Here is a 25,637-nt window from a genome sequence, read left to right on the forward strand (position 1 = left end):
GCGAGTTAAGTGAAGCAATGATTTATGGATCATTGATTCGTCTTATGGTCAGGCGAATGGCATCTTAAGCTTTTGTTTACGAATCAGCTCTCAGACTTTGTGCTTAAATGCAACTGCTAGGCAAATCTACCATCAATTTCACCCTAAACAGCATATGAGCGGCTTTGAAGCCAAAAATTTTTGGGAGCGATTAAATAATCTGGCGTTAGTCCGCTTTTTGCTTTTAGTTGCTTCTGGCTGGGCAATTGTACAACTTTTAGCCTACTTTGAAGCAGTCATTGTTATTTTTACATTTGCTGCAATTTTGGCTTTTTTACTCAGCTATCCTGTACAATGGCTGCGGCGTTTTTTGCCCCACAGTGTAGCTGTTGGTGTAGTTTTTTTGCTCAGTATTGTGATTATTGGCAGTCTGATAATTACCGTAGGCTTAACGGTTTTATCTCAAGGACAACAATTAATTGACAGTATAACTGGCTTTGTAAATTCTTTAATACCTCTATTAGAGCGACTAGAAGGGTTTTTGCAAAACCGTAATTTACAGATAGATTTAAGTTTTATTCAAGAACAATTACGAAATCAAGCTGTATCTAGTCTGGTTACTAGCTTGGCTGTTTTACAAGGATTCATGACGAATTTTCTGACTTTTATATTGATTGCAGTTGTGGCTTTTTTTATGTTACTAGATGGAGAAAAACTGTGGAGTTTTATCATAAAAATAGTACCAAAACAGCGTCGCAATAGATTTACAAATATAATCAGACGCTCATTTCTGGGATTTTTTAGAGGTCAGTTGTTATTAAGTGCATTTCTCACAAGTACGACTTTTCTAGTTTTTTTAATATTAAAAGTACCTTTTGCTTTAATATTGTCAGTGATCATCGGAATTGTTGATATCATTCCTGGTATAGGAGCAACATTAGCAGTAAGCACAGTAACTCTATTTGTCTTGTCTCAAGGTGTTTGGTTAGCAGTGAAAGTATTGATAGCTTGTATTGTCCTTCAGCAGATACAAGACAACTTGATTGCGCCTCGAATTATGCAAAATGCGCTGAATCTTAATCCTGTAGTGATATTTTTTGCTTTGCTAGTAGGCGCTAGAGTAGCAGGATTATTAGGTGTTTTTATATCTATTCCAATCGCTGGAGTAATTGTATCTTTATTTGAAATTGATGAAATGAAATCAGAAGTTTAGTTATGAGCTAGAAGTGAAAAAGTAGTAATTAATGTAAAATAGTTTGTTAGCCAAGACAAATTGGGAAATGATGTCGGATTTAAGAGCGGAATTAACAAAAATTTTGGATGAGGCAGAGTGGGAGTGGCTAATTCCTCATGTACAACGAGATGCAGTAATTTTGGTGGCACCTGATTTAAACTTGCTGGATGTTGGAGTAGCGATCGCTAGTGATAACATTCCATCAGTGGAACAGTGGATTGATCAGCAATTAATTACCAAACCCACGACAGTACAAGTCGGAGAATGGAATGGCGATCGCAATAAGCGATTTAATACTCTTATCGTCCAGCCTTACGTTTTGGTGAAGGAAATAGTCTCTGCTTAAATTAGTTCCTGTGTTGTTTTCGATGACAGTTGGTGTTGGGGTAGTTTCTAAGGAAAGATAGCTTGATGTGTCAGTTATTACTTGGTTATTGCCACGCACTAGTTGGTAAATTTGACTAAAGCAAAATTTTCTCCTTTAAGATTTATCCATCTAGGAGCTAGAATTGTTACGATAATTTCAGATTAGATGTTGAAACCTTGATCCAATCTGAAACCTTAGAACTATTAGAATGGCATCGCCTCTGCCAGCACCTTGCCACCTTTGCGGCAACTAAGCTGGGGGCGACAGCTGCGCGTCATCTGAAAATACCCGATTCTCAGTCCCAAAGCGAACAGTTGTTACAGCAAACCAAAGAAGTCTACCAACTCGAAAGTCGCCTCACCACGGGACTGTCATTTGAGGGAATTCAAGATATTGGCGATTCCCTAGAACGGGCAGAACGCAGCGGAATTTTGACAGGGGATGAACTGTTAGCGATCGCCACCACCCTTGCTGGTGCCAGAAATTTGCGCCGTGTCATTGACAATCAGGAAGATTTGCCGATACTGACTGATTTGGTTGCCGATTTGCGGACTTATCCAGAACTAGAACAGGAAATTCACCGTTGTATTGATGAACGGGCCCAGGTAACTGACCGCGCCAGTCAAAAACTGGGAGAAATTCGCACAGACTTGCGGCGATTACGCAGCCAAATTACCCAAAAGCTGCAAAATATCTTACAGGCAAAATCTGGGGCAGTTCAAGAACAACTGATTACGCAACGCAGCGATCGCTTTGTCATCCCGGTAAAAGCACCTCAAAAAGATGCCATCCCCGGTATTGTCCACGATACCTCTACCAGTGGTGCCACGCTCTATGTGGAACCAAATTCTATCGTGCCTCTGGGCAATCAACTGCGGCAGATCATCAGAAAAGAGCAAGCCGAAGAAGAAGCGGTTCGCCGCGTTTTGACTGAACTTGTCGCCGCAGTTAAACCAGATTTAGAGAGATTGTTAGCGATCGCTACCACTTTGGATCTGGCAACCGCTAGATCACGATATAGTTTCTGGCTAGGAGCGAATCCCCCGCGATTTATCCAGCGTAAAGACAATGAAATCATTACCTTGCGGAATTTACGGCATCCTCTGTTAGTGTGGCAAGAACAGCACGAACAAGGGCAACCAGTGGTTCCTGTAGATTTACTGATTAGTCCGCAAATTCGGGTAGTGACGATTACCGGCCCAAATACTGGCGGTAAAACTGTAACCTTGAAAACTCTGGGATTGGCAGCACTGATGGCCAAAGTGGGTTTATTTGTCCCCGCCCGCGAACCAGTGGAAATACCTTGGTTTGATAAAGTGCTGGCAGATATTGGCGATGAACAATCCTTACAACAAAGTTTATCCACATTCTCTGGTCATATTCGCCGGATTAGTCGGATTTTAGAAGCATTGGGGAGTGGGGAAGCAGAGGGGGAACTTCCTACTTCTAACTCAGCACTCGTTTTACTTGATGAAGTTGGCGCAGGTACTGATCCAGTTGAAGGTAGTGCCTTAGCGATCGCCTTGTTGCAATATTTAGCTAACCATGCCCAGCTAACGATCGCCACCACTCACTTTGGCGAACTAAAAGCCCTGAAATACGAAGATGAGCGGTTTGAAAATGCCTCTGTAGAATTTGATGAAAGTACTCTCTCGCCTACTTACCGTCTCTTGTGGGGCATACCCGGACGTTCTAACGCCTTAACAATTGCCTTACGCTTGGGATTGAAACCAGAAGTGGTAGAAGAGGCGAAAACTCAAGTTGGAGAAGCCACAGATGAAGTTAACCAGGTAATTGCTGGCTTAGAAGCGCAACGCCGCCGTCAGGAAACCAAAGCTGCCGAAGCCCAAAGTTTGTTACAGCAAGCGGAACGTTTATACAAAGAAGTATCCGCAAAAGCCGCAAGTTTGGAGGAGAGGGAAAGCAGTTTACGGGCTTCACAGGAAGTAGCAGTCCAACAAGCGATCGCCCAGGCAAAAGGTGAAATTGCTCAAGTGATTCGCCGCTTGCAGAAAGGTACGCCCACAGCCCAAGAAGCCCAGCAAGCCACCAATGCTTTGAATCAAATTGGCCAGCTTTATCAGCCAGCAGTGCCAGCAAAACCAAAAGCTGGGTTTATGCCCAAAGTAGGCGATCGGCTCCGTGTTCCCAAACTGGGACAGATAGCAGAAGTGATCACCGCCCCTAATGAAGATAGAGAGTTAAGCGTTCGGTTTGGGCTAATGAAGATGACTGTGAAGTTGCAAGACGTAGAATCTCTAGATGGTCAAAAACCTGAACCAGTTATTAAACCCAAACCAGCCCCAGTAGCAGTAACGCCACCACCGCAAAGTGTCCCAGAAATTCGGACTTCCCAAAATACAATCGATTTGCGTGGTAAACGGGTGGCTGATGCCGAATACATTTTAGATAAAGCCATCTCGGAAGCTACAGGCCCAGTCTGGATTATTCACGGTTACGGCACTGGTAAGCTGCGGCAAGGAGTTCACGCCTTTTTGCAACAGCATTCTAGAGTCAATAACTACGAACCAGCAGAACAAGCAGATGGCGGCACCGGTGTTACCGTTGCTCACATCAAATAAAGTGGCAATAAATATAGCTAGTGGCATGGCAAGGCTAAAATGATGTAATAAATTTTCTTGTGGTGTGCGCTTCTAGCCCGCACCGGACGGGCGAGACGCCCATCCGACAAGAGTTTTTTAATGCACACTTTTAGTCTTGTCACTTACGCACGGACTATGATTTTACGTCATTACGAGCGAAGCGAAGTAATCGCAAAGGCTTAGTTTTTCGTCACGAGTGCGTAAGTCCTATAAGAATTCAATAATGTAATTATATAACTTTATTTTAACCTTAACGTTCTATACATTCTATTGTTGATTTAGTAAAATCTTTGACATAGCTAATTAGCTACAGCACGTCCTAAAAGATTCGTAAAATCCTCATTTTCTTGACTTTGCGGTAGCGTGGGGTAAGCTGTTTCGCATCGAAATAAACCCCTGCTGCCCTGCCTCTTTTTGAAGGAAATTGAGGACTAGCTAGATAGCTTATTGCAACTGTCCACAAAAAAATCTCTTTTGGAATATGAGAAAAAATCAAATCCCTAAAATACTCTCTATAGCTTTCGCTCTGACCATACCTGTTTCTACTGGGACTGGTCTGAGTTTTGCCAGTTTCGCCACACTTGAAGCAAAACCCGCATACGCCCAAGCCCAGTTAACCAAGTTGAGTACTTATACTCTGCAAACCACAACCAATAGCGACGGCTTTTTTTCAGTACCACACGGTTTATATGGCCCAAATATTCAAGGCATTACGGTCGCTGTGCAAATCATTAACGGAAACTGGCACACTGTGTTGCAAAGTAACCAATTTCTGAACGACATTTGGTGGAACACTGAATACGTACAAGGGACGATCAGATCGTCTTTCGCTAGTAATAGACCCGTCAAGATCATTTTATATGTACGCTGACCTCGCTACTTCTTTTCTAGAGCATCTATAGAACCCATTTGATATCTTTTCTAGGCATATGAGTGTTGCCAGAAGGCTGTTTTAAACAACCTAGTAGTCATAGGGCGGGAAATTATAGAGCAATTGCTGCAAAAGTATGAAATCCAGCTTTACACAAGACTTATAGACGGAAGAATAGATCCCAAATGGGTTCTATAGCGCTTCTCGTTTGGATGCAATAAACTCTGTCCTCACTTCCATTCCTCTTTCCTAAAAGGCTACGGTGTAGACACAAGTCGAGTTGGAAATCAAATAGGGGAAAAGAACGGAAAATTATTTTTAAAATCTTTGATTTTCCGTTAAGCCTATATCAATAAATTGACACTATTGACAATAGCTTGATAAACTCAAAACCTTGCCTACTAAGGCTTGTATCTTATCAGGCAATGATTTTAGGACTTGAGTGTACACCGTAACCTAAAAGCAGAGAGGCTTTGAATCTTACTCCCCAACGCTACTAGGGAAGAATCTAGGGGTTAGGTCTGTATTCCATGCAATTGAGAACCGCTATATATATTATAGATAATAGACCTCTCTTTTTAGTTTCCACACTGGAGGGACTGGCATGGGTTGAAGGGATCTTTCAGGGCAAAATATCACACCAAGTGTATTGCCATTAATAAAGAGGAGGTAATTTGCCATGTTACTTGAACTCAATCAACTAATTGTTAGAGCCGGTCATCAGTTGTTGATTAAAGATGTCTCCTGGTCGGCATACAAACGCATATTAGCAGAATTGGGAGACAATCGCAGTTCTCGCATAGGTTACAGTCAAGGGGTGCTGGAAATAATGGCTCCATTACCAGAGCATGAAGTAGCTAAAGTTATTATTGGGGACTTGTTAAAAGTTTTATTAGAAGAACTCGATCTGGAATTTTGGAGTTTAGGTTCTACAACTTTTGATAAAGAAAGTATGGATGCTGGAGTAGAACCCGATGATTGTTTTTATATCCAAAATGAAGCTAAAATTAGGGGCAAAGATAGAATTAATTTAGAAACCGATCCGCCTCCAGATTTGGCTATTGAAATTGATATTACCTCTCGCACTCGTTTCAATAATTATCAAGCTTTGAGAGTACCGGAACTATGGCGATGGAATGGAAGTAAGTTAGAAATAAACGTGCTTTTCGATAGTAAATATATAAGATCAAATACCAGTTCTATTTTCACCAATCTTGCAATCTACCAAGTGATTCCCGAATATTTGATGCTGAGTAAAACCAATGGCAGAAATGCAACAATGAAAGCATTTCGTGCGTGGATAAGACAGCAAATTAGTAGCCCGATTTAGTTGAATTGTCAGAACTGGCTACTCAAAAAGGAAATATATTGAGCTTATTCATATTCTGCTTCCTTATTGAATGTACTATCAGGTTGATTCAGAACAAGACAAGATTAGTAAGTTTTCTACCTGTGGTGGTCTAATTTTACTAATTGCTTTTTGACTAATGCTTGTTTTTTATTCAGAATTAAAGCTACACCTACAGCCAGTAAAATTCCACCCGCACCCTGATGTTCGGGAATAGAAGTAGAGGGTGCGCTAAATCCATACTTTGCCAAAATTTCTTGCCCTTTTTGTGAGAGGATATATTCAGCTAATTTTTCACCATCAGGATCGGCGTTTTTCAATGTAGTCAATCCATAATTAGCTTTCGTTGCTAAATAGTCAGGTAACTCTATTATTTGCAGATTGTCACCACCTTCTGTTGCTTGGGCAGTCTTTCCACTGGTGTAATAAGCTAAAAAGATATCTGCTTGTTTTGTTTCTTCGAGAAAATAGACTAAATTATTTTTGCTATTAGGAACTATAGGAGCATTAGGATTACCGCCTACTAACTGCAAAGCTTTATCCTTCAGAATTTGAGAGCTACCAGGTATAATCTGATTAGCCTTGTCAAATATTTGCCATGCATAGGTGCCAGATGGATCTGCCACAGGCGTCGAAGTTCCCAACTTGATTTCGGGTTTTAGCAAAAAGTCCAACAAATTATCTGATGTGATACCAAGTCCTGATCTGACAACAGCAGTCATGCGGTTGCTAGTGAAGTTCACTACAGGTTCACTTAAACCTTCTTCAAACAGTGTTTGAGGGTTATCAATATCTGCACTGGCAAAAACATCTGCGGATTTTCCGGTTTTGGAGAATTCTTGTTCTATAAATTCTCGTGTTAAACCAGACGGGCCAAATCGCGTTTCTACTGGAATCCCATATTTCTGATTAAAAGATTTACCTACTTCTGTGAGGCTATCCCGCAAACTACCAGCAGCGTATAGCTTAACCGCGAATGCCTGAGTTGGTAGAGTGACACCGACAGCACAAGCTATCAGTGAAAAGGCAAAAAAATGCTTTTTCATAGTTGTTATATTATTGCGTGGCTATTACTACTAAGTGAAATATCTGTAACCCATACTTAAGTATGGGTTTTCGTAAATGTCTAAACTATTACTTCTACCCATGAAGTTTATAAATGAGTTCTGATATGTACATGGTTTGCGGTTAGAGCTATAGTACCAACCAAGTTGGAAAAAATCAATTGGACAATATCTTCAAATGCTGACTTTATCAAATTTTTAAGTTTGTGTTTAGTTTCATGGAGGCATCAATCGTCCTGATGTTGCCCAACCTGTCCTGAAATAACAGGCTGCACATAAACGAAACTGGGGTGGGATCATGTACAGCAGCAAGAAGCACCTTTTAGTAAACAGGCAAAAGATTTATATAGTAAATATGTATAAATTAAAACTAAGTAATAAATATCAAGAAATTTCAAAATTTAAAACTGCAAATAAATTAGGAGGTATTCTAAATAATTATTTAGCGATAATTAGCGGTTAACATTCAAAACAATAGTTTATTTATACTCTTGTACGGAGCTAGCAGCGAAAGTCGGGTAAACCTTAACTAGAATTGATACTTTTCTCCTTTGTCCAAAATAAATTTTCATCTAGAGTAGGACAAAGATACCTACTGTTTACCACATAAAAATCTAGGTGAAGCCTTTGGCTCATAGCAATGGGAAACCAAGCTTGATGCTTGAGAGTCTGGTTTCAAAATGGGTAACAGCAACATCCTCTATCAGCTTGATCACCTATGCTAAAAGTTATGCACTCGGCCGCCAACTCAGCCACTCCAAATTCCCAGTGGGAGGATTTAATCAAGCTTCCAGCCCCAAACACAGTCCAATGGGACAATATCAAAACCCAATTAGACTTGGTGCTGTTGGCGCTAGAAACCTTAACTGGGATTGGTTCAGAGGCTATGCTTTCGGCGGCAACTGATCTGAATTTAGAATCAAGAGTGCCAGACCGCGTAGCTTTATGGCGACTGCGCCAATCAAATCCCCTACGCAAAGGTCAAGGAGGGCGAAAAAAGCTAGATGTCGAAGAAGCGCGATCGCTTGTTTTGATCATCTGCTACTTAGCCAAACAGCACCAGGAATTGATTCGCCGCGCTGTCGGTCTGTTGGAACAAATGGCAGAAAATAATCGGGAACCTCACCAGGCTGCTTTACTTGGAGACTATATTGATGCTTTTTGCAACACTTACCAAGAGCGGATGGAAGAGGACGAGAAAATCTCAACGGATTTACTAACTAACCTGGCCCTAAAACTGCTTGTAGATTTACTTTTTTACAGCGCTCCTGGTGGGCATCGCCGTCTCTGGCTAGCACTTATAGACCGTTCAACAAAATTTTAAATTTTAGATTTGAAATTCTTCAACCAAAATTCGCTCATGAAAGTTTGCTCGATCAGAAAACCCTTTTGATGGTCGTTAGCTCGTGGGCGATGCACTATCAGCACTGCTTCCTCCTTAAACACCAGTTTTTATCACGGAAATAACCTGACAAAGGTCTGAGTGGAGGAATCCGCCCTTCCAACTTTTCTTTGCAAGCAACTGGTTCAACTTTTTGCAAAATCCCAAATAGTCTTCCTCGCAGTTCCTGCCATGCCTCTATCAAATTCTGTCATTCGTCGCTACACACCCCCGACTTGCACACTAGAAGTATTCGCGCAAAGCTCACCTCTGTCTCGTTGGATGGGGAAAACTGTCCTCAAGCACCTAAGCTTTGAGCTACATTTTGATGATCCCCGACTACCAGAAGAAAACAGAGTTCCAATTCGGGGCGATCGCGACCAACTCGAAGCTTTATGTGATGCCGTCACAAGCTACATACAGCAATTCCTCCAACAGTCTCCAGAAAGCTTTTCGGGTAGTTTCTCTGGTACTCAGCAGTCAAGCACAGCACTGGATGAGCCAGAGTTAAAGTCCTCAACAAAAACATTAAATTCCTTTAGTACCCGGCTTCCAGGGGCAAATATATACTTAGAACCAAGCAGCTATTTAACTCACAACTTATTTCTCGGTTCTCTCGCCAACCACTCATCTGGCCGCGTAATTCAACTCAGTCTGCTGCAACTATTTGATTTGGCAAGTGCTTTAGATGAATACTCAACTGATGTCATGGCACTCCCAACTCTTAACAGCACGAGTTCGACGAGTCTGAGGTTCCCTACTTGGGCGCCTGTTGCGGCAGTATTAGTATTAGGTGTAGGTTTTTTACCAGTGACTTGGCAATATGCTAACAATATTAGAGAAAAACAACAGCAGACAGCCAAAACAGCAGATTCAGCAGCAGTAAAGACTGCTTTAGAACCTTCATCCTCACTCAACTTTCCCACGCCTCAACCCGGACTCACCACTCGATCAGATAATTTGCTAGGTTCCACTCCTCCACTTTCTACATCTACTTTGCCCCAAGCACCCCTAATAGCCCCTAGTTCCAGTTTCTCTACACCGCCACCTCTATTTCCAAATAATGCACTAACAATAGCTCAGGGCAAGACTGCAACCCTTGGCAGCAATCGAGCGATGCCTTCTCTACGAGAGGCTTCGCCAACGGCGAGCTTTTCTACGAGACGCTTCGCGAACGCTAACGCACCATCCAGCAAAATCCCAGGCCAAGAAATTGCCATATTACCAAATCTTGGACAGAACCCTACAGGGTTAAGTCCCCAAGCTAGTACTCTCCCTCAGCGGCGGAATTTGCCACCCAGGCTATCTTCTACAACAGGCAGCTTCTCATCCAATATCTCACCAGTTTCCCCCCCGTCTCTAGAGACCATACCCAATAATAATCGTGGCAATACCCCTGCCCAACCCTCCACACTAGACTCACAACAGCTAGAGGAAAAAATTAATTCCCTACAGCCACCTTCTCCTGGAGATAAACCCTCCTCAGAACTTCCCTCCTCTGGGGCTGCTGCTAATAATCCATTTATCGATCAATTAGGGGACGCACGCAAAGCCCCCACATCCACAGAAGTAGCTACAGGCACATTATTTGATACACCTCAAGTAGCAGAAGCTAGAGAATATCTAACAAAGCGTTGGCAACCACCCACTGGACTAGGACAAACATTAGAGTACAGTTTGATAGTCAGTGTTGACGGCACAATTGAACGAATTTTTCCCCTTAATAAGGCAGCAAGAGAATTTGTTGATAGCGCTGGGATGCCTGAAGTTGGTAAACCTTTTGTTTCCGCTAATAAACGCGGACAAAATGTCAGAATTCGAGTTGTTCTCAGTCCTGATGGCAAGGTACAGACTTTTCCAGATCAATAAATGAACTAATCCGTTTGATGCCATTTGTAAAACTGGTACAAACCTTGTGCCAGTTTCTATTTACTCCAATTGCTCTTAAGCTTGCCTTTTGGAGTCCAGTTACCAAACTAGTCTTACTATTGATACCAGTAAACCTACCAATCAATACAATCACTGTTAACACCAATTCTCCCAAATCAAACTACAGATACAAGTCTGGAAACCCAGATTAAATCTGATGCTTCTTAATTACGAATTACGAATTACGTTAGCGAGTCTACGTACTACTACGGAGAAGCAAGCTACGTGCAGCGTCTCGTAGAGAGCGTCATTACGAATTACGAATTGGTATAAATCACACAGATTAAAGGTAGGAAATATGCAAACAATTGGTACTCAAAAAGACAGTCCAGCTTGGGTTATTCAAACTTGGGCAGCTTTTGTGATTTCTATTTCTATGACCACCTTCGGCATTGTAAACTTACCTGTAAATGGCTGGGTGAAAGGCTTTATCGGTATGGGTATGGCCTTCTCTGTTGGCTCAACTTTTACTTTGGCGAAAACTACTAGAGACTTGCACGAAACTAGAAGATTAACCGCTAGGTTAGATGAAGCGAAAGTAGAAAAGTTGCTTTCACAACACGATCCTCTAAATTTAAAATGAAGGCAGTCATACCCATTTTGGATTTTTTTTGAATTTTGGATTGCCAATTTGGGATTAAAAGACTTTACCAAAAAGCCGTTTCAGGAATATCAAAACAATACTATCTTTTGCCATTTGATCTGATCTACACATCATAAATTAACCATATGACGAAAAACAAAAGGACTGGATATACCAGTCCTTTTGTTATATTGATTTAACGTTTTTATCTTAATAACGGGATTTTTTGGTCTTTAACTTTTGTTTTTTACGCCGACGTTCGCTAGCAGCAACTGCATGTTCTACCGGATAACCCACTACAGGAATTACCTGATATTTGCGCTCTTCTTCTAACTTTTTCAATTCAGTGTAATCAACCCAGTGAATGCAATCAACCGGGCAAGTGTCAATTGCTTCTTGGATAATTTCCTCATTGTCCCCATCTTGCCGAACCACGCGCGATCGCCCGTAATCTGGTTCAATGTAAAAGGTATTACGCGCCACATGAGCGCAATGCTTGCAACCAATACAGGTGATTTCATCAACATAAACACCATTTTGGCGCAGCACACCTCCCAATTCCGGTTCTAAACCAGAACGTTCTGGGGCATTCCGTAAAAAACCCCCTAATTCTGGTTCCAAACCGGAACGGTTGTCTTCTTGTTCTTCCGACGACGGCAGAAAATCAGCCATTACGCACTCCAGCGCTGTACTACCAGGCGAATTGAACCATCTTCATTTTTTTGTTGCTCGGAGACTTGAAAACCAACACGAGCGGTTTCTTTGACAACTGTTTGATAAGCATAACGCTGTGTTACCTGGCGCAAGAATCCGTCCACAGATAGGTTTTGCTGCCAATATTGCAAGTCAGCCACCAGTTCATATTCTTTGCCATTCCATCTAAAGCCGATGTCGTAGCCATTTTCCTGCTCAATACTAACTTCGGCAGGATGGGTTTGACCGCGATAGCCACGGACTTCGCGTGGGCCGGCTTTCCAGTCTACGCCCAATTCAGTTAAAGCATCTTTCAAAGAATCAAGGTTACGGATTTGAGTCTTAATTTGGCTAAAGTGTGACATGGTGGTTGTGAATTAATAACACTAAACTACTGTGAAAACTTACCAATCGCTGTAAGTGGTGTGTGTATTCGCCAGATTAGATTGCTGCACCTTCGCGGCGAAATATTCTGAAGTTGGCTCATGATTAAGTACTTGCCCCAGCTGTGCCTCTATTGCTGCTGTAACCTCAGCGCAAGAAGCACCCACAATGCCAGTGACTTTCTCTTGTACCCGACCGTCTGGATAGATTATGAACTCTAATGTCTCCATGCTCTTGGCCAACCACGATAAGTACGCTTAAATTGTACTGCCTTAGCAGAAGGCTATAAATATAGCCGTAGGAACATTTTTACTTAGATACAAACTTGCCATTTGTTAAATAATGTTCCATCTTTCAACATATATATCTCAAAATCTTTACAAAAATTATTAATTTTAGAAGTAGACGCATCAGTATTTAGTTAGTTTCTCTTAACCTCATCGATTAGTCAAGGTAATAACTGAGCTTTCTAAGTAAGCTGCAAAAGCCCTAAAAACAAGCATTAGACGTAGTATAGCTAGCTAGGTGAGTTACAAAAATGTAGAAATTATTGAGAAGTTTTATTATTAGTATTAAGTTTACCTATTGTATTAAAGGTTTCCAGTTCAGTTGCATGGAGCGCAGCGTATGCTGTCAGAGCGCTAGCTACTCCATACTTATTAAGTAGGCGGTAGCAAATAACCTCTACGTCACAACTAATCAATAAGTAAAAATACTATTTTAAATTTATGAACTTATAGAAGGAGCTAGTTGCCAAACCCTAGAATACTCCCTTAGAACTTGCCGAGCCGGATCAAAAATAAATATTGTAGCTGTTTGGACAGCAATTTTTGCTGCATCTCGGCAACGTTGAAACTCGCCTTCTTTCCTGTGATATTGTTTTACTAAATATGCCATTTCCTTGGTGACATAGTGCTTATTTATTAAGTGGAAGTTGCAACCTTATAACATTATCAAAATAGCAATATTAACTGCTATTTGTTTTTCTAAATCTTCAAATCTGGTTAATACTTGATATCAATAAATAGTTGCATGGGATACGTTACACAATGTTCCCCAAAGAGTTTTTAATTCTTTAAGTTCTGGCGTAACAATTTTTTTCAAAATTGCATTTGACAAATAAATTGTTTCTCCAGCTATCCACTTTGATATGAGATTATCACTTTTTCGTAGAGAAGCAAACTTTGCAATCATTAAAGCTTCATAGACTGATCTTAGTAAAGCTAAACCCGAACCGTGTAAACCGTCTAAAGTTAATATTAGGCTTGAGTAAAGAGCAATTTCATTTTTGATTACTGCTGAAAATATTGGTTTTTCTGCATCACCATGCTGCGTAAGGTGACGGTGTTCAAGCAACCCGAAAAATAATTCAGCATATTCATGCTGTGTATCAATACAGTTTTTTATAACTGATATGCGTTCAGAAAACTTTTCTTGAGCAAGACTTCGGTTGCGTTGACGTTCTTTTTCTAATTCATCGAATCGCATATCTCAACTATAAGTTACATCATTTCCTATTTAAACACTTTGGCTGTTTAATTTTGCTTCAAGCAATGAAGAATATTTCGCAAAACTATCTTCAAAATAAACACAGCGATGTTGGGTACTCCTGAACGTCCACCAAAAGTACAACACAATTCAGTAAGGTCTCTCAATTGGGCGTTTTCTGGTTGAGCAGAATATATAATAATGTTGCTATCGATCAGCACGTTTTATCGTCCTGGAAGTGAACGATATTGCCGGGTTTATTGCTGCCATATAACTGGATTAACATCAGTCATAGATTGACTTACAGCAATTTTTTCTAATATTTCAGCCATTCTCCGTCCCCGTGCTTTTTTATTGAGGAGTGATTCATTTTCCAGCAATGTAACATGAACTGGGATTAGTTGCTCTCCCAATGTAGGTACATCATCAATCCACTCTAAACGACTTCCTTTCAACCAAGCTCTGAATGTTTTTAGCATTATTTCGCTCTCTACTCTATATCTATTATGCGATCGCTTTCATCACTACCATCATGCGTAGGCGTAGCCAGCCGTAGGCATCGCTTTAAGGTATATTTGGATTTTTGATGCTATTTCGCGTGAAAATTTGCTCAAGCCTAAATCACTCAGCAAGAATTTCTGGTGAAAAAACTGATTTGCTTGGGCAAGAAACCAGGATAATGAAGCATAATTAACCTTTATAACTAAAAGCTGTCAGCCATCAGCCACAAGCTGAGATGGTAAAGTTTGAAGGATTGTGATTCAACTTAAGTAATTAACTATGAGTACAGCAAATATTTCGCCAGCGATACGCATAGGAGTACTAGGTTTCGGCGGACTCGGACAAGCCGCCGCCAAGGTACTTGCTGCTAAACAGGAAATGATTTTAGTTGCAGCAGCAGATCATAAAGGCTACGCTTACGCTGCTGATGGTTTAAATACTCAAGAATGCATCGCCACCTACCAGTCCCAAGATTCGGTAGGTCATTTAGAGCCAGTTGGTACCTTAACAAATCAAAGTATTCAGGATGTAATTGAAATAGCTCAAAGTGTGGATGGGTATTTTCTGGCTTTACCCAACCTACCAAATGATTTTATTCCCTCTGTAGCCAAGCAGTTTATCAAATCTGGTTGGCGTGGGGTGCTAGTGGATGCGATTAAGCGCACCACTGCTGTAGAACAACTACTGGCAATGAAAGAAGAACTGCAAGCAGCCGGAATTACGTACATGACAGGCTGTGGTGCTACGCCCGGACTGTTAACCGCCGCCGCCGCTTTAGCCGCCCAAAGCTACGCCGAAATTCATCAAGTCGAAATTACCTTTGGCGTGGGAATTGCCAACTGGGAAGCTTACCGCGCCACTGTTCGGGAAGATATTGGCCATATGCCTGGTTACACAGTGGAAACTGCTAAGGCGATGACTGATGCCGAAGTAGAAGCACTACTAGATAAAACTAATGGCGTGCTTACTTTGACGAATATGGAACACGCTGATGATGTGATGCTAGAGGTAGCGGGAATAGTGGGGCGCGATCGCGTTACTGTTGGTGGTGTAGTTGATACTCGCAATCTCAAAAAGCCCCTCAGCACTAACGTTAAGGTAACAGGGCGCACCTTTGAAGGGAAGATTTCCACTCATACCTTTACTCTGGGAGATGAAACCAGTATGGCAGCCAATGTCTGCGGCCCTGCCTTTGGCTATCTCAAAGCTGGTAAGCAATTGCACCAACGCGGTATCTATGGAATATTCACCGCTGCCGAAATTATGCCCCAATTTGTCAAGTAATAGTTAGGAGTTAGGAGTTAGGAGTTAAAAACCTAAACTTGAGACTTAAAAATCTCTAGCTTTATTCAGAATTTGCAATTTTAAACTCTTAACTCCTCACTTTTAACTCCTAACTTCTTTACTCCTCACTTTTTTCGGCTGGTGGAATTTGTGGAGAGAAAATATCTGTGAAATTCTCCTCAAGCAGTGAATCTGGTGTTTGCATAATAAATGGGAGTTCGGCTCCCACGAGGCCTCTTGGGATGCGTTCTAAAGTCTCACTAAAAACGACAAACAGAGGATATATAGTATTAGCTCCCTCACTCAAAATATGACTGTGGCAAAGAGGCATCAACCACTCATAATCATTGTCCAACCAAACTTGGGTTTGTCGCCAACGTCTTAACAAATCAGAAAAGTCTTCATGAGGACGATGAATAAAGACTAAAATTTCGGCTCCAGTTTTGATTTTCCACTCTGGATCGCACATCAAAATTGCCACATCACAAGGTAAGCAAATCGTTTGTGGGGCTGTTGTAGCAGTATTGCGAAGACGGACAATTGGCAAGGGTATAGTGATGACACTTTCATCTGGACGGCGCAGACTGGGAATCATCTCCAAGTATGGCCGATATTGCTTTAGTAAGGTGATCGCAGCTAGATGATTGCTGTACTCTGCCAAACTCGCTTCGTAATGAGATTTTTGCACAGTCATAGTTTATTAAATAGTTAGGAGTCAGAAGTGAAAAGTTAGAAATACAATAAAGTAGTTAAAAGTTAAGAATAAGGATGAAAAATAAATAGTTTAAACTCCTAACTCTTAACTCCTAACTTCTAACTTTTAATCCTCTATCCCATCTTTTCAAATACCTTAAACATAGGCAGATACATTGCTAGCAAAATGGTTCCAACCATTCCTCCTAGAACTACAATCATCACTGGTTCCAAAATGCTGGTCATTGCTTTTACTGCTTGCTCGACTTCATCTTCATAGAAATCGGCGACTTTCATCAACATTGCATCTAGTTCTCCAGTTTCTTCTCCGATACTAATCATCTGAATTGCCATAGCCGGAAAAACGGCATCTTTTTGTAAAGCAATGCTAATCATACCTCCTTGTTGAATCTCCATGCGGGCTGCATCTATGGCATTGGCAATCACTTGGTTTCCTGATGTATCTCGGACAATTTCTAAGCAAGTTAAAATTGGTACACCTGAACGAGTCAAAGAACCAAAAGTCCGGCTAAAGCGGGCAACTGAAGATTTTTGAATTAAGTCACCAAATAACGGCATCTTGAGGGAAAGACGATCAATTGTTATGCGACCATTAGGAGTTTTGCCGTATTGTGAATAAGCAAATTTTAGTCCGATAAGAATAGCGAGAATAATCACAGCCTTCGGACTTCTCAAAAATTTACTAGCATCCATCAAGAATTGCGTTAGAGGTGGTAATGTAATTCCGATTTGTTCAAAAATCGAGGCAAAAATGGGAATAAGAAAAATTGTCATGCCGAGAAAGATAGCAACTGCTATAAAACCCACGACAGTTGGATAAGACAATGCTGATTTAATTTGGTTTTGTAAGCGGGCAACATCTTCTAACAACTTAGCTAAACGATTCAATACTTCGTCTAGAACACCACCAATTTCGCCAGCTTGAATCATACTCACATATAATCCATCAAAGCAGTCAGGATGCTTCTGCATTGACTCTGAAAGATTCATTCCGCTTTGAACATCGATGCTAATCTCCATAAGAGCTTGTTTCAGTTTAGGGTTACTACACTGTTCAGAAAGTACCCCCAGACTTCTAACGATCGCAACTCCCGCATTCATCAAAACGGCAAATTGACGGGAAAAAACGGCTTTGTCTTTCACAGAAACCTTAACTAAGGAATTCTGGAATTTCTTTAAGTCAAAATTTGCCTGAAATCCAAGAGATTGTTTAATCTCTTGGACTACAAAACCTTGTTCTCTGAGATTAGTACGAGCTTGTACCAAGGATTCGGCAACAATTTTTTCTATTCGGGATTTTCCTTGAGAATCTCGAACACGGGCAACGTAGTTTGGCATAAATAAATTCAAAATTCCGAATTAAAAATTTAGAATGGTCAATCAATTTTGGATTTTGGATTGCTGATTTTGGATTGACCCCGACCACAAGGTTACAGGGCTTAAAAATTTTAAATTTGGGATTTGTTCCGCCCACTAGGGGGAGCCATTGCGGTGGATGGGTTTCCCGGCATAAAGCAAGTGGCATTGGGGCATGAACCGAAATAATTTTTAATTCTTCAATCTAAAATCTAAAATCTAAAATTGGTACGGTCAAGGGTTTTTTATCCCCTTCATCTCCCCAAACCCCAGTTACTTTAATGCGCTTTAGCAGCCGCACCAGGTTTGGCACCTGCGGCAGCTGCTTGCGGTGTAGCAGTACCGATGAGACGTTGAATTTCATCTGGCTTAGAAGTCTTAGACATCGCGGCTTCAAAGGAGATCGTTCCTGCTTTGTAAAAATCGGCTAAAACCTTCTCCAGAGTTTGCATCCCCAATTTGCCGCCAGTTTGAATAGCTGAGTAAATTTGAGATGTTTTGCCTTCTCGAATCAAGTTAGAAATAGCGGGAGTGACAATCAAAATTTCTTGAGCCATCACCCGACCATACTCACCGGGTTTAGGGTTTTTCTTGGACACCAAGGTTTGGCTAAATACCCCCACTAACGAATTAGACAATTGCACCCGCACCTGGGTTTGTCTTTCATGGGGGAAAACGTCGATAATCCGGTCAACAGTTTGGGCGGCAGAACTGGTGTGTAGCGTACCAAATACCAAGTGTCCTGTTTCCGCTGCGGAAATCGCCAAAGAAATCGTTTCCAAATCGCGCATTTCTCCTACCAAAATAATATCTGGATCTTCCCGCAAAGCTGCTTTCAAAGCATTAGCAAAGCTCTTAGTATCTTCTCCTAGTTGCCGCTGGTGAACCAAGCTTTTAATTGGTTCGTAGACAAATTCAATTGGGTCTTCCACCGTTAAAATATGCTCTGCTTTGGTGCGGTTAATCAAGTCGATCATTGCCGCTAGAGTAGTTGTTTTGCCGGAACCTGTAGGGCCTGTCACTAGAATTAGTCCTCTGGGCTTATCGCACATTTCCCGCACTATATCTGGCAGACCTAATTTTTCAAAGTTAGGAATTTTAGAACTTAATGCCCGTAAGCAAGCAGCATAAGAACCACGTTCTTTATAAACATTGACCCGGAAGCGAGCTAAACCCTTAACACCATAGGAACAATCCAACTCCCAGGTCTGCTCTAAAGTTTTACGCTGGGTATTGTTGAGCATACTAAAAATCAGCCTTTGACATTGATCGCCTGTCAATACCTCCTCACCTATAGGAGTGAGTTTGCCACTGATCCGGAAGTAGGGAGCCAAACCTGCGGATAAATGCAAATCCGAGCCACCCATTTCAATCAACTGCTCCATCAGGTCTTCAATCATCATTTCCATAGTTCTGCTTCCTTATGTTATTTGTTTAGTCCAAATTCAAAAGTAATAACTCTTAACTCTTGCCTAATTTTGAAACCGAGATGTCATACAGTAGGGACAATCGAGCCATTCTGGTTTCAATGTGGCATCGCAAGTCCGGCAGGTAAGACCAGTCTTGCGTTTGGCTTTTAATTCTGCTTCCAAACCCGTATCGGTAAACGTCACCCGTTCTACTTCTTCTAAGGTGGTAGCACCTTGACGCACTAAGTCCAAACTGTAAGCCAGCAAGGTTTTCATGCCCTCTTCTATTGCGACTTCCTTGATCCGTTCTGTGGGTGCATCTTCGTTGATAAGAGTTTGCAGGTTTTCGGTGACTCGCATGACTTCATAGACACCACAACGCCCTTTGTAGCCGACGCCGTTACACGCTGGGCAAAGCTGATTTTTACTTTTGGCTTCTGTGATCGCTTCTAATGTCAAGCTGTTAGCTTTATAGAAGGTGATTCCGACATCTGAGGAAGCTGATAGACCATAACGAGCCAATTCTTCGGTTGTGGGAGTGTAGGGAATACGACATTCAGAACATACACGCCGCACCAAACGTTGAGCTAATACGCCAATTAGGGAACTAGAAACCATAAAAGGCTCAATACCCATTTCTCCCAAACGAGCGATCGCTCCTGGGGCATCATTGGTATGTAAGGTAGTTAATACTAAGTGACCCGTCAAGGCAGCCTCAATTGCTGTTTTTGCCGTTTCCTTATCCCGAGTTTCTCCCACCAACAGCACATCTGGATCTTGCCGCAAGAAAGCCCGCAGAGCGGTAGCAAAATCCAGCCCTTTTTCCCGAATCACCTGTACTTGAGTAATCCCTGGAAGGCTGTACTCAATTGGGTCTTCTACGGTACTGATATTAATTCCGGGATCATTCTTTTCTGAGAGTGCAGAATACAGCGAGGTTGTTTTCCCAGAACCAGTTGGCCCAGTCACCAAAATTAGACCAAAGGGACGGCTAACCATATCCTGGACAATACGTAAAGTCTCTGGATCGCTAATTAACTTATTCAATCCCAGTTGGGTTGAAGAGTTATCCAAAATCCGCAGCACTACCTTTTCCCCGTAGCGACTGGGTAAGGTATTCACACGGAAATCCACCTTACGTCCCTCAAACAATCGCCGGATACGTCCATCTTGGGGTAAACGGCGTTCAGCAATGTCTAGATTGGAGATAATTTTAAATCGGGCTGTCACCGCCGGGATGATTTTTTTCGGTAGGGGATCGAAGGCTTCCTTCAGTACCCCATCCTTCCGAAAGCGAATACGTAAATTTTCTTCTTGCGGTTCGATATGAATGTCAGAAACGCCCTCATGCAAGGCTTTAGCCAGGATTCTATTAACTAGGTTAATGACTGGGGCATCTTCTGCACCCTTCATCGCTGCCCCTAGATCAGCCTCCATTTCTTCAGGAGCATCCGAAATATCGAGATTTCCGAGGTTTTCTAAATCCTGATTAATATCTGTAAATTTTGCTTGTTCCAGGTGCTTTTGCTTAACAGCCATTTCATCCAAGTATTGGTTGATTAGCTGTTGGTAGTCTTCCTGTGTAATCACCATGCGCTGCAATGCCAAGCCTTGGGGGCGCAAGATGCGGTTCAGGTCATCGGAAGCCTCTAGATTATCTGGAGCGACCATCGCCACTAAAACTGAGGGCGGGGTTTGGTCTTCGTGTTTCGACAGTGGTACTAAACGATGGCGACGACAGATATCCACTGGGATGAGGGTTTCAATCAGGTTCCCCATCATGGTGTTGCCAACAGAGTTGACTTCCGGATCGAGGAATTCAACACCGTATAGTATTTTAAGTTCAAATAGCTGCTGTTTTTTGTATTGCCTGAGCAACTCAGGTGATAGTTGTTGCCCAGTGATTGACTCTAGAACTTCAGTTAGGGGTTTGCCAGATTTGCGGCTTTCAATTAGTGCCTGCCTCATCTGTTCGGTATTGGCATAGCCAGATAGCACTAGCTTGTTGCCGAAGGGCGAAAACTCTGTTCTGGTAGTTAGAGCGGTACTGCGCCGTTGTGGTGACGAGTAAGTCATAAATGAGCGAATGAGTAGGGGAAACCTCTGCTTAAAGTATTCCCCTACTGTGAGACAGAATTCTCATTTACCAAAAAAGTCCTGAGTCACTGAACTTCTGAGTGTCACAAGCCGCCACTCAGAGTTCTCGCTAAGTGCTGAGTCAAAAAGAAGTAGTAGTGGAGAAAATAGAAACTCCTGACTCGCTCAATCCACAAACTTTCAGTTATGGGGTACAACCCAAGACTCAGAACCTGACTTTTCACTCTTATCTAAAAAACCTCTCTCTAGAACACCAATCCAGTAATTCTGGAAGAACCTCTCCCCCAACCCCTCTTTGCTTCAAAGAAGGGAGTTTGGCTCCTCCTTCCCTTGTCGGGAAGGGACCTGGGGGTTAGGTTTTTAATTACTGAATCGATGCTCTAGTAGGGAAGAGGCTTTAAATTGTTCTTCAACCCTTGTAGGGTTGGAGATTTCGCGTTAATTTTTTCACATGACGTGAAAAGTCAAGATTCAAAACATCTGACTCAGCATTCAACAGTTAGCACTTCCGAAGGAATGACAATATTTGATAAATGGTTAAATTTTAAGTAGTAATTTATTAAAAAACTGACTCATGAATAAGATGAGGGGCGAATCACATTCAGCCCCACTCTTCCAAATTACTTACTCCTAGAGGTAGACTACTCGTTCGGGTTACCGCCTTAATGGCGTCTACGCTAACGTGTTCACCATTTGTCACAATAAGAGGACGGTTACATCACTTCCAGGAACTTGTCGGCAACAAAATCAGCCTCAGTGGCAAGTGTGGATGACTACGGTTGCAAGCTGTGGAGATACACTGCCATAAAAAGCATCTGGAATGAGTAGACAATGATGGATGAAAATAAACAGATAAACAATCCAAGCCAGCAATTAGGTGAACCAACAGAGGTAAAGCAAGCAATGAAGAGTGACTCCCCAGCCCAAATTAATTTCAATGAATCTGGCAGCGAGGTTACAGAGCAAGTGGCAGCCCAAACCAATGTACCGGGGGATACGGCTACTCTCAATCAAGAAAATGGCGTCGCTGCAACTGAGAAAACTGAAGTAAAAACAGCAGCTTTGGCAGAACTGACTCAACAAATCGAGTCTCTCAAAACGCAACTAGAAGAACGTAGTACTCAATATATGCGGATTGCCGCTGATTTTGAGAATTACCGTAAACGCACTAGCAAAGAAAAAGAAGAGCTAGAGGTGCAGATGAAGCGGAACACGATTTTGGAATTGCTGCCAGTGGTCGATAATTTTGAGCGGGCGCGATCGCACCTCAAACCGCAATCTGATGGCGAAATGACAATGCACAAAAGTTACCAAGGCGTTTACAAACAATTAGTAGATAGCCTGAAGCGCTTGGGTGTATCACCAATGCGTCCTGAAGGTCAAGAATTTGATCCTAACCTGCACGAAGCAGTAATGCGGGAACCTACGGATGAACATCCTGAAGGAACAGTGTTAGAAGAGTTAGTGCGCGGATATTACTTGGGCGATCGCGTGCTACGCCATGCAATGGTCAAAGTAGCTGCTCCCAAGGAAGATAGCCCTGCTGCACCAGAAGATCAGTCGAGTTCAGCCTTCAGTTAAGCTGTAGTCGCTTGCCTCGCTGACCTAAAGTGCCTGGGTTCTAGCAAGGACGAGCATCGCGTACCTAAAACTTGGACAAGGCTTTGGATAATGTGTGTTTCAACTTCTGGCGTTGCTACCAGCAGCAGGGGTTCCACAGACGTTATCCGCTAGCCTTTGTTCGTAGCAAAAAAGTTAGTATGCGACACATTACAGCCGAAAAACTCAGTAAGAATACTGTTAAACATGGGAAAAGTTATTGGGATCGACTTAGGCACTACTAACAGTTGCGTCGCAGTTTTGGAGGGCGGTCAACCACTTGTGATCTCCAATTCTGAAGGTGGACGAACTACTCCAAGTATTGTGGGATTTGGAAAGAGTGGCGATCGCTTGGTTGGTCAATTGGCAAAGCGCCAAGCCGTAACCAATGCCGAAAACACAATTTACAGTATTAAACGATTCATCGGGCGGCGTTGGGAAGACACTGAAGTAGAACGCGATCGCGTCCCCTACAACTGCATCAAAGGTCGAGACGAAACCGTTGATGTCCAAATTCGCTCAAAAAACTATACGCCCCAAGAACTATCCGCCATGATCCTGCAAAAGCTCAAGCAGGATGCGGAAAACTTCTTGGGTGAGGAGGTCACTCAGGCAGTGATCACCGTACCAGCATATTTCACAGATGCCCAAAGACAAGCAACTAAAGATGCTGGCACAATTGCAGGACTAGAAGTCCTGCGAATCATCAATGAACCAACAGCTGCGGCTTTAGCTTTCGGATTGGAAAAGCAAGACCAAGAGCAGCTAATTTTAGTATTTGACTTGGGAGGCGGCACCTTCGACGTATCGATCCTGCAACTTGGGGATGGCGTTTTTGAAGTTAAGGCGACTAGTGGTAACAATCAACTGGGTGGAGACGACTTTGATAATGCGGTCGTGCTTTGGATGATGGAACGCTTCCAGCAAGAGGAAAAAATCAACCTTTCACAAGATAAGATGGCACTGCAACGCTTGCGGGAAGCAGCAGAAAAGGCAAAAATTGAACTCTCCAGCATGGTGAATACCTCTATCAATTTGCCGTTTATTACGGCTGATGACACTGGCCCAAAGCATCTGGAGATGGAACTCAGCCGCTCTAAATTTGAAGAACTCGCACTTAATTTAATTGAAGCGACCATCGAACCGATGAGCCAAGCGCTCAAAGATGCGGATCTCAAACCACAAGCCATAGATCGGATTATTTTGGTAGGTGGTTCTACGCGTATTCCCGCAGTCCAAAACGCGTTAATTAAATTTTTCAATGGCAAAGCCCCTGATCGCTCTATCAACCCTGACGAAGCCGTAGCATTGGGAGCGGCTATCCAAGCAGGTGTATTGGGTGGCGAAGTCGATAATCTCTTACTATTGGATGTCACCCCTCTGTCCTTGGGAATTGAAACCTTGGGTGAAGTGTTCACCAAAATCATTGAACGCAACACCACAATTCCTACGAGTAGGTCACAAGTTTTTTCCACGGCAGTTGATGGGCAAACCTCGGTGGAAATTCACATTCTCCAAGGTGAACGGGCAATGTCACGAGATAACAAGAGTCTCGGCAAGTTTCTGCTAGCAGGAATTCCCCCATCTCCCCGTGGTGTGCCGCAAATTGAAGTATCCTTTGAAATCGATGTCAACGGCATCTTGAAGGTTTCTGCCCAAGACAAAGGTACAGGTAGAGAACAGAGTATTCGGATTACCAATACAGGTGGCTTGAGTAACAACGAAGTCGAACGGATGCGCCAAGAGGCTGAACTGTTTGCCGAAGAAGATAGAAAACGTAAAGAACTGGTCGAACTCAAAAACCAAGCAGATAATCTGTTGTTCAGTTACGAATCCACCATCAAGGAAAATGGCAACTTTATCGGCGAACAGATGAAAACCTTGGCCAGTGAAAAAGTTTCACAACTCCAAGCTGCAATGATTGACTCCAGCATCTCCACAGTGGAATTTAAGCAGCGCTTAGACGACTTCCAACAAACCCTGCTGGCAATTGGTGCTGATGTCTACAATCGAGCTAACAGCCAAAGTGATGAGATTGAGGAGGCTTCAGCTAGTCTTTTTACCCCAGAAGTAGACTCACCAATGAATGGCACACTAATACCACAATTCAACTTTGATTTTGACGAAGAAAGTACCGCACAGGCTGATTATGAGGCGATAGATTAGGGGTTGGGCATTGGGCATTGGTCAATACCAATAGTTTTCTTCCCCTGCCTTCCCTACTCCCCACTCCTCTGATTTGCAGATTTTTATTAAGACACTTTAATATATCTAAATATATTGATTATAAATTTAGCGAAGTTTCACAAGACCCCAGCGGTTTGCTAGATTGTAGAAGCAAATTACTTTGAGCTAGGCTGTGTGCCAGTTCAGATGCACTTCCATTGCATATGGGTGGTTTTCCACACCTAATGGTGCGGCTAGCCCCTCTGGTTGATGAGCGGGGTTTTCCTCTCCTACGTAGCACAATTGTAAAAGAGACAGCCGACTCGGCAGTGAGAAGTCTGAGCAGAGGCTTACAACCAGCTCCTAACTTCTATAGCTTTTGTCGTCTCCCACGAGGAAAGCACCTGTTGCTCAAGATTTGTCGGTGATTTTTGTAAAAGGTAAAGGGTAAAATCAGTTATTAACAAAAATTAATTTTATCTTCTGCCTGACCTCCGGCAAGCCGCCTTCTAAACGGATACTGTGTTGCTCTTCCATTTCTGTAGACAAAACGCTTTTCCGTAGGGTAGCAAGTGATTGTGACGTTC

General features: G+C 42.4%; 20 protein-coding genes. 10 read left to right on the forward strand and 10 right to left on the reverse strand.

Going from position 1 to position 25,637, the window contains the following annotated elements; genetic code table 11:
* The first annotated feature begins 154 nt into the window (after positions 1-154).
* The 4 genes from V7K85_RS15905 (at position 155) to V7K85_RS15920 (ending at position 6,384) form a co-directional block, all read left to right on the forward strand.
* On the forward strand, positions 155-1,192 hold the full coding sequence (locus V7K85_RS15905; RefSeq protein ID WP_334814605.1) for an AI-2E family transporter: 1,038 nt from the start codon (positions 155-157) through the stop codon (positions 1,190-1,192).
* Positions 1,193-1,262: 70 nt separating this feature from the next.
* The gene (locus tag V7K85_RS15910) at positions 1,263-1,559 is read left to right on the forward strand and encodes a DUF2288 domain-containing protein (RefSeq protein ID WP_334814761.1); all 297 of its coding nucleotides are present in this window, start codon (positions 1,263-1,265) and stop codon (positions 1,557-1,559) included.
* Between the two features lie 197 nt (positions 1,560-1,756).
* Entirely contained in the window at positions 1,757-4,162 is a 2,406-nt protein-coding gene (locus V7K85_RS15915) for an endonuclease MutS2 (protein ID WP_334814606.1), read from the forward strand.
* A 1,571-nt stretch (positions 4,163-5,733) separates the two neighbouring features.
* Complete coding sequence (locus V7K85_RS15920) at positions 5,734-6,384, forward strand: Uma2 family endonuclease (RefSeq protein ID WP_334814607.1); 651 nt, start codon at positions 5,734-5,736, stop codon at positions 6,382-6,384.
* A gap of 116 nt (positions 6,385-6,500) precedes the next feature.
* Here V7K85_RS15920 and V7K85_RS15925 read toward each other — a convergent pair whose 3' ends face one another.
* Positions 6,501-7,448: a molybdate ABC transporter substrate-binding protein gene (locus V7K85_RS15925; RefSeq protein ID WP_334814608.1), complete on the reverse strand. Its 948-nt coding sequence runs from the start codon at positions 7,446-7,448 to the stop codon at positions 6,501-6,503.
* 736 nt (positions 7,449-8,184) lie between these two features.
* Between V7K85_RS15925 and V7K85_RS15930 the strand changes: the two genes are divergently transcribed.
* The 3 genes from V7K85_RS15930 (at position 8,185) to V7K85_RS15940 (ending at position 11,359) form a co-directional block, all read left to right on the forward strand.
* Complete coding sequence (locus tag V7K85_RS15930; protein WP_012406938.1) at positions 8,185-8,790, forward strand: DUF3038 domain-containing protein; 606 nt, start codon at positions 8,185-8,187, stop codon at positions 8,788-8,790.
* Positions 8,791-9,039: 249 nt separating this feature from the next.
* On the forward strand, positions 9,040-10,716 hold the full coding sequence (locus tag V7K85_RS15935) for a DUF4335 domain-containing protein (RefSeq protein ID WP_334814609.1): 1,677 nt from the start codon (positions 9,040-9,042) through the stop codon (positions 10,714-10,716).
* Positions 10,717-11,074: 358 nt separating this feature from the next.
* Positions 11,075-11,359: a YiaA/YiaB family inner membrane protein gene (locus V7K85_RS15940; protein WP_334814610.1), complete on the forward strand. Its 285-nt coding sequence runs from the start codon at positions 11,075-11,077 to the stop codon at positions 11,357-11,359.
* A gap of 210 nt (positions 11,360-11,569) precedes the next feature.
* Here the strand turns inward: V7K85_RS15940 and V7K85_RS15945 are convergent, their stop codons facing one another.
* The 5 genes from V7K85_RS15945 to V7K85_RS15965 form a co-directional block, all read right to left on the reverse strand.
* Positions 11,570-12,031, reverse strand: coding sequence for a ferredoxin (locus V7K85_RS15945; RefSeq protein ID WP_334814611.1), 462 nt, complete (start codon positions 12,029-12,031; stop codon positions 11,570-11,572).
* Complete coding sequence (locus V7K85_RS15950) at positions 12,031-12,417, reverse strand: DUF1257 domain-containing protein (RefSeq protein ID WP_292820798.1); 387 nt, start codon at positions 12,415-12,417, stop codon at positions 12,031-12,033. The genes V7K85_RS15945 and V7K85_RS15950 overlap by 1 nt, the downstream gene beginning before the upstream one ends.
* 39 nt (positions 12,418-12,456) lie before the next feature.
* Complete coding sequence (locus tag V7K85_RS15955) at positions 12,457-12,666, reverse strand: DUF2997 domain-containing protein (protein WP_179067273.1); 210 nt, start codon at positions 12,664-12,666, stop codon at positions 12,457-12,459.
* A 787-nt stretch (positions 12,667-13,453) separates the two neighbouring features.
* Positions 13,454-13,924, reverse strand: a complete 471-nt coding sequence (locus tag V7K85_RS15960) for a hypothetical protein (RefSeq protein WP_334814612.1) — start codon at positions 13,922-13,924, stop codon at positions 13,454-13,456.
* A gap of 257 nt (positions 13,925-14,181) precedes the next feature.
* Positions 14,182-14,403 (reverse strand): hypothetical protein, encoded by a 222-nt coding sequence (locus V7K85_RS15965; protein ID WP_334814613.1) that lies wholly within the window; start codon positions 14,401-14,403, stop codon positions 14,182-14,184.
* Positions 14,404-14,704: 301 nt separating this feature from the next.
* On the opposite strand from V7K85_RS15965, the gene bioU reads away from it, so the two are divergent.
* On the forward strand, positions 14,705-15,709 hold the full coding sequence (bioU, locus tag V7K85_RS15970; protein WP_334814614.1) for a (S)-8-amino-7-oxononanoate synthase BioU: 1,005 nt from the start codon (positions 14,705-14,707) through the stop codon (positions 15,707-15,709).
* Positions 15,710-15,827: 118 nt separating this feature from the next.
* On the opposite strand, the gene V7K85_RS15975 is transcribed toward bioU, so the two are convergent.
* The 4 genes from V7K85_RS15975 to V7K85_RS15990 form a co-directional block, all read right to left on the reverse strand.
* Complete coding sequence (locus tag V7K85_RS15975; protein WP_334814615.1) at positions 15,828-16,403, reverse strand: hypothetical protein; 576 nt, start codon at positions 16,401-16,403, stop codon at positions 15,828-15,830.
* Between the two features lie 134 nt (positions 16,404-16,537).
* Positions 16,538-17,761: a type II secretion system F family protein gene (locus tag V7K85_RS15980; RefSeq protein ID WP_334814616.1), complete on the reverse strand. Its 1,224-nt coding sequence runs from the start codon at positions 17,759-17,761 to the stop codon at positions 16,538-16,540.
* A 296-nt stretch (positions 17,762-18,057) separates the two neighbouring features.
* Positions 18,058-19,188, reverse strand: coding sequence for a type IV pilus twitching motility protein PilT (locus tag V7K85_RS15985; RefSeq protein ID WP_334814617.1), 1,131 nt, complete (start codon positions 19,186-19,188; stop codon positions 18,058-18,060).
* Positions 19,189-19,251: 63 nt separating this feature from the next.
* Positions 19,252-21,264, reverse strand: a complete 2,013-nt coding sequence (locus V7K85_RS15990) for a GspE/PulE family protein (protein ID WP_334814618.1) — start codon at positions 21,262-21,264, stop codon at positions 19,252-19,254.
* Positions 21,265-22,116: 852 nt separating this feature from the next.
* On the opposite strand from V7K85_RS15990, the gene grpE reads away from it, so the two are divergent.
* Entirely contained in the window at positions 22,117-22,866 is a 750-nt protein-coding gene (gene grpE, locus V7K85_RS15995) for a nucleotide exchange factor GrpE (RefSeq protein ID WP_334814619.1), read from the forward strand.
* Positions 22,867-23,091: 225 nt separating this feature from the next.
* The gene (gene dnaK, locus V7K85_RS16000; RefSeq protein ID WP_334814620.1) at positions 23,092-25,050 is read left to right on the forward strand and encodes a molecular chaperone DnaK; all 1,959 of its coding nucleotides are present in this window, start codon (positions 23,092-23,094) and stop codon (positions 25,048-25,050) included.
* The last annotated feature ends 587 nt before the right edge of the window (positions 25,051-25,637 follow it).

The organism is Nostoc sp. (genome assembly GCF_036917615.1).
In the GTDB taxonomy this organism is placed as follows: Bacteria; Cyanobacteriota; Cyanobacteriia; order Cyanobacteriales; family Nostocaceae; genus Nostoc.

Excerpts from the sequence above, each read along its gene's own strand:
- V7K85_RS15950 (WP_292820798.1), bottom strand. The coding sequence starts at position 12,417 with ATGTCACACTTTAGCCAAATTAAGACTCAAATCCGTAACCTTGATTCT.
- V7K85_RS15935 (WP_334814609.1), top strand. The coding sequence starts at position 9,040 with ATGCCTCTATCAAATTCTGTCATTCGTCGCTACACACCCCCGACTTGC.
- V7K85_RS15960 (WP_334814612.1), bottom strand. The coding sequence starts at position 13,924 with ATGCGATTCGATGAATTAGAAAAAGAACGTCAACGCAACCGAAGTCTT.
- V7K85_RS15905 (WP_334814605.1), top strand. The coding sequence starts at position 155 with ATGAGCGGCTTTGAAGCCAAAAATTTTTGGGAGCGATTAAATAATCTG.
- V7K85_RS15955 (WP_179067273.1), bottom strand. The coding sequence starts at position 12,666 with ATGGAGACATTAGAGTTCATAATCTATCCAGACGGTCGGGTACAAGAG.
- dnaK (WP_334814620.1), top strand. The coding sequence starts at position 23,092 with ATGGGAAAAGTTATTGGGATCGACTTAGGCACTACTAACAGTTGCGTC.
- V7K85_RS15925 (WP_334814608.1), bottom strand. The coding sequence starts at position 7,448 with ATGAAAAAGCATTTTTTTGCCTTTTCACTGATAGCTTGTGCTGTCGGT.
- bioU (WP_334814614.1), top strand. The coding sequence starts at position 14,705 with ATGAGTACAGCAAATATTTCGCCAGCGATACGCATAGGAGTACTAGGT.
- V7K85_RS15930 (WP_012406938.1), top strand. The coding sequence starts at position 8,185 with ATGCTAAAAGTTATGCACTCGGCCGCCAACTCAGCCACTCCAAATTCC.
- V7K85_RS15980 (WP_334814616.1), bottom strand. The coding sequence starts at position 17,761 with ATGCCAAACTACGTTGCCCGTGTTCGAGATTCTCAAGGAAAATCCCGA.
- grpE (WP_334814619.1), top strand. The coding sequence starts at position 22,117 with ATGATGGATGAAAATAAACAGATAAACAATCCAAGCCAGCAATTAGGT.
- V7K85_RS15990 (WP_334814618.1), bottom strand. The coding sequence starts at position 21,264 with ATGACTTACTCGTCACCACAACGGCGCAGTACCGCTCTAACTACCAGA.
- V7K85_RS15940 (WP_334814610.1), top strand. The coding sequence starts at position 11,075 with ATGCAAACAATTGGTACTCAAAAAGACAGTCCAGCTTGGGTTATTCAA.
- V7K85_RS15975 (WP_334814615.1), bottom strand. The coding sequence starts at position 16,403 with ATGACTGTGCAAAAATCTCATTACGAAGCGAGTTTGGCAGAGTACAGC.
- V7K85_RS15945 (WP_334814611.1), bottom strand. The coding sequence starts at position 12,031 with ATGGCTGATTTTCTGCCGTCGTCGGAAGAACAAGAAGACAACCGTTCC.
- V7K85_RS15965 (WP_334814613.1), bottom strand. The coding sequence starts at position 14,403 with ATGCTAAAAACATTCAGAGCTTGGTTGAAAGGAAGTCGTTTAGAGTGG.
- V7K85_RS15920 (WP_334814607.1), top strand. The coding sequence starts at position 5,734 with ATGTTACTTGAACTCAATCAACTAATTGTTAGAGCCGGTCATCAGTTG.
- V7K85_RS15910 (WP_334814761.1), top strand. The coding sequence starts at position 1,263 with ATGTCGGATTTAAGAGCGGAATTAACAAAAATTTTGGATGAGGCAGAG.
- V7K85_RS15985 (WP_334814617.1), bottom strand. The coding sequence starts at position 19,188 with ATGGAAATGATGATTGAAGACCTGATGGAGCAGTTGATTGAAATGGGT.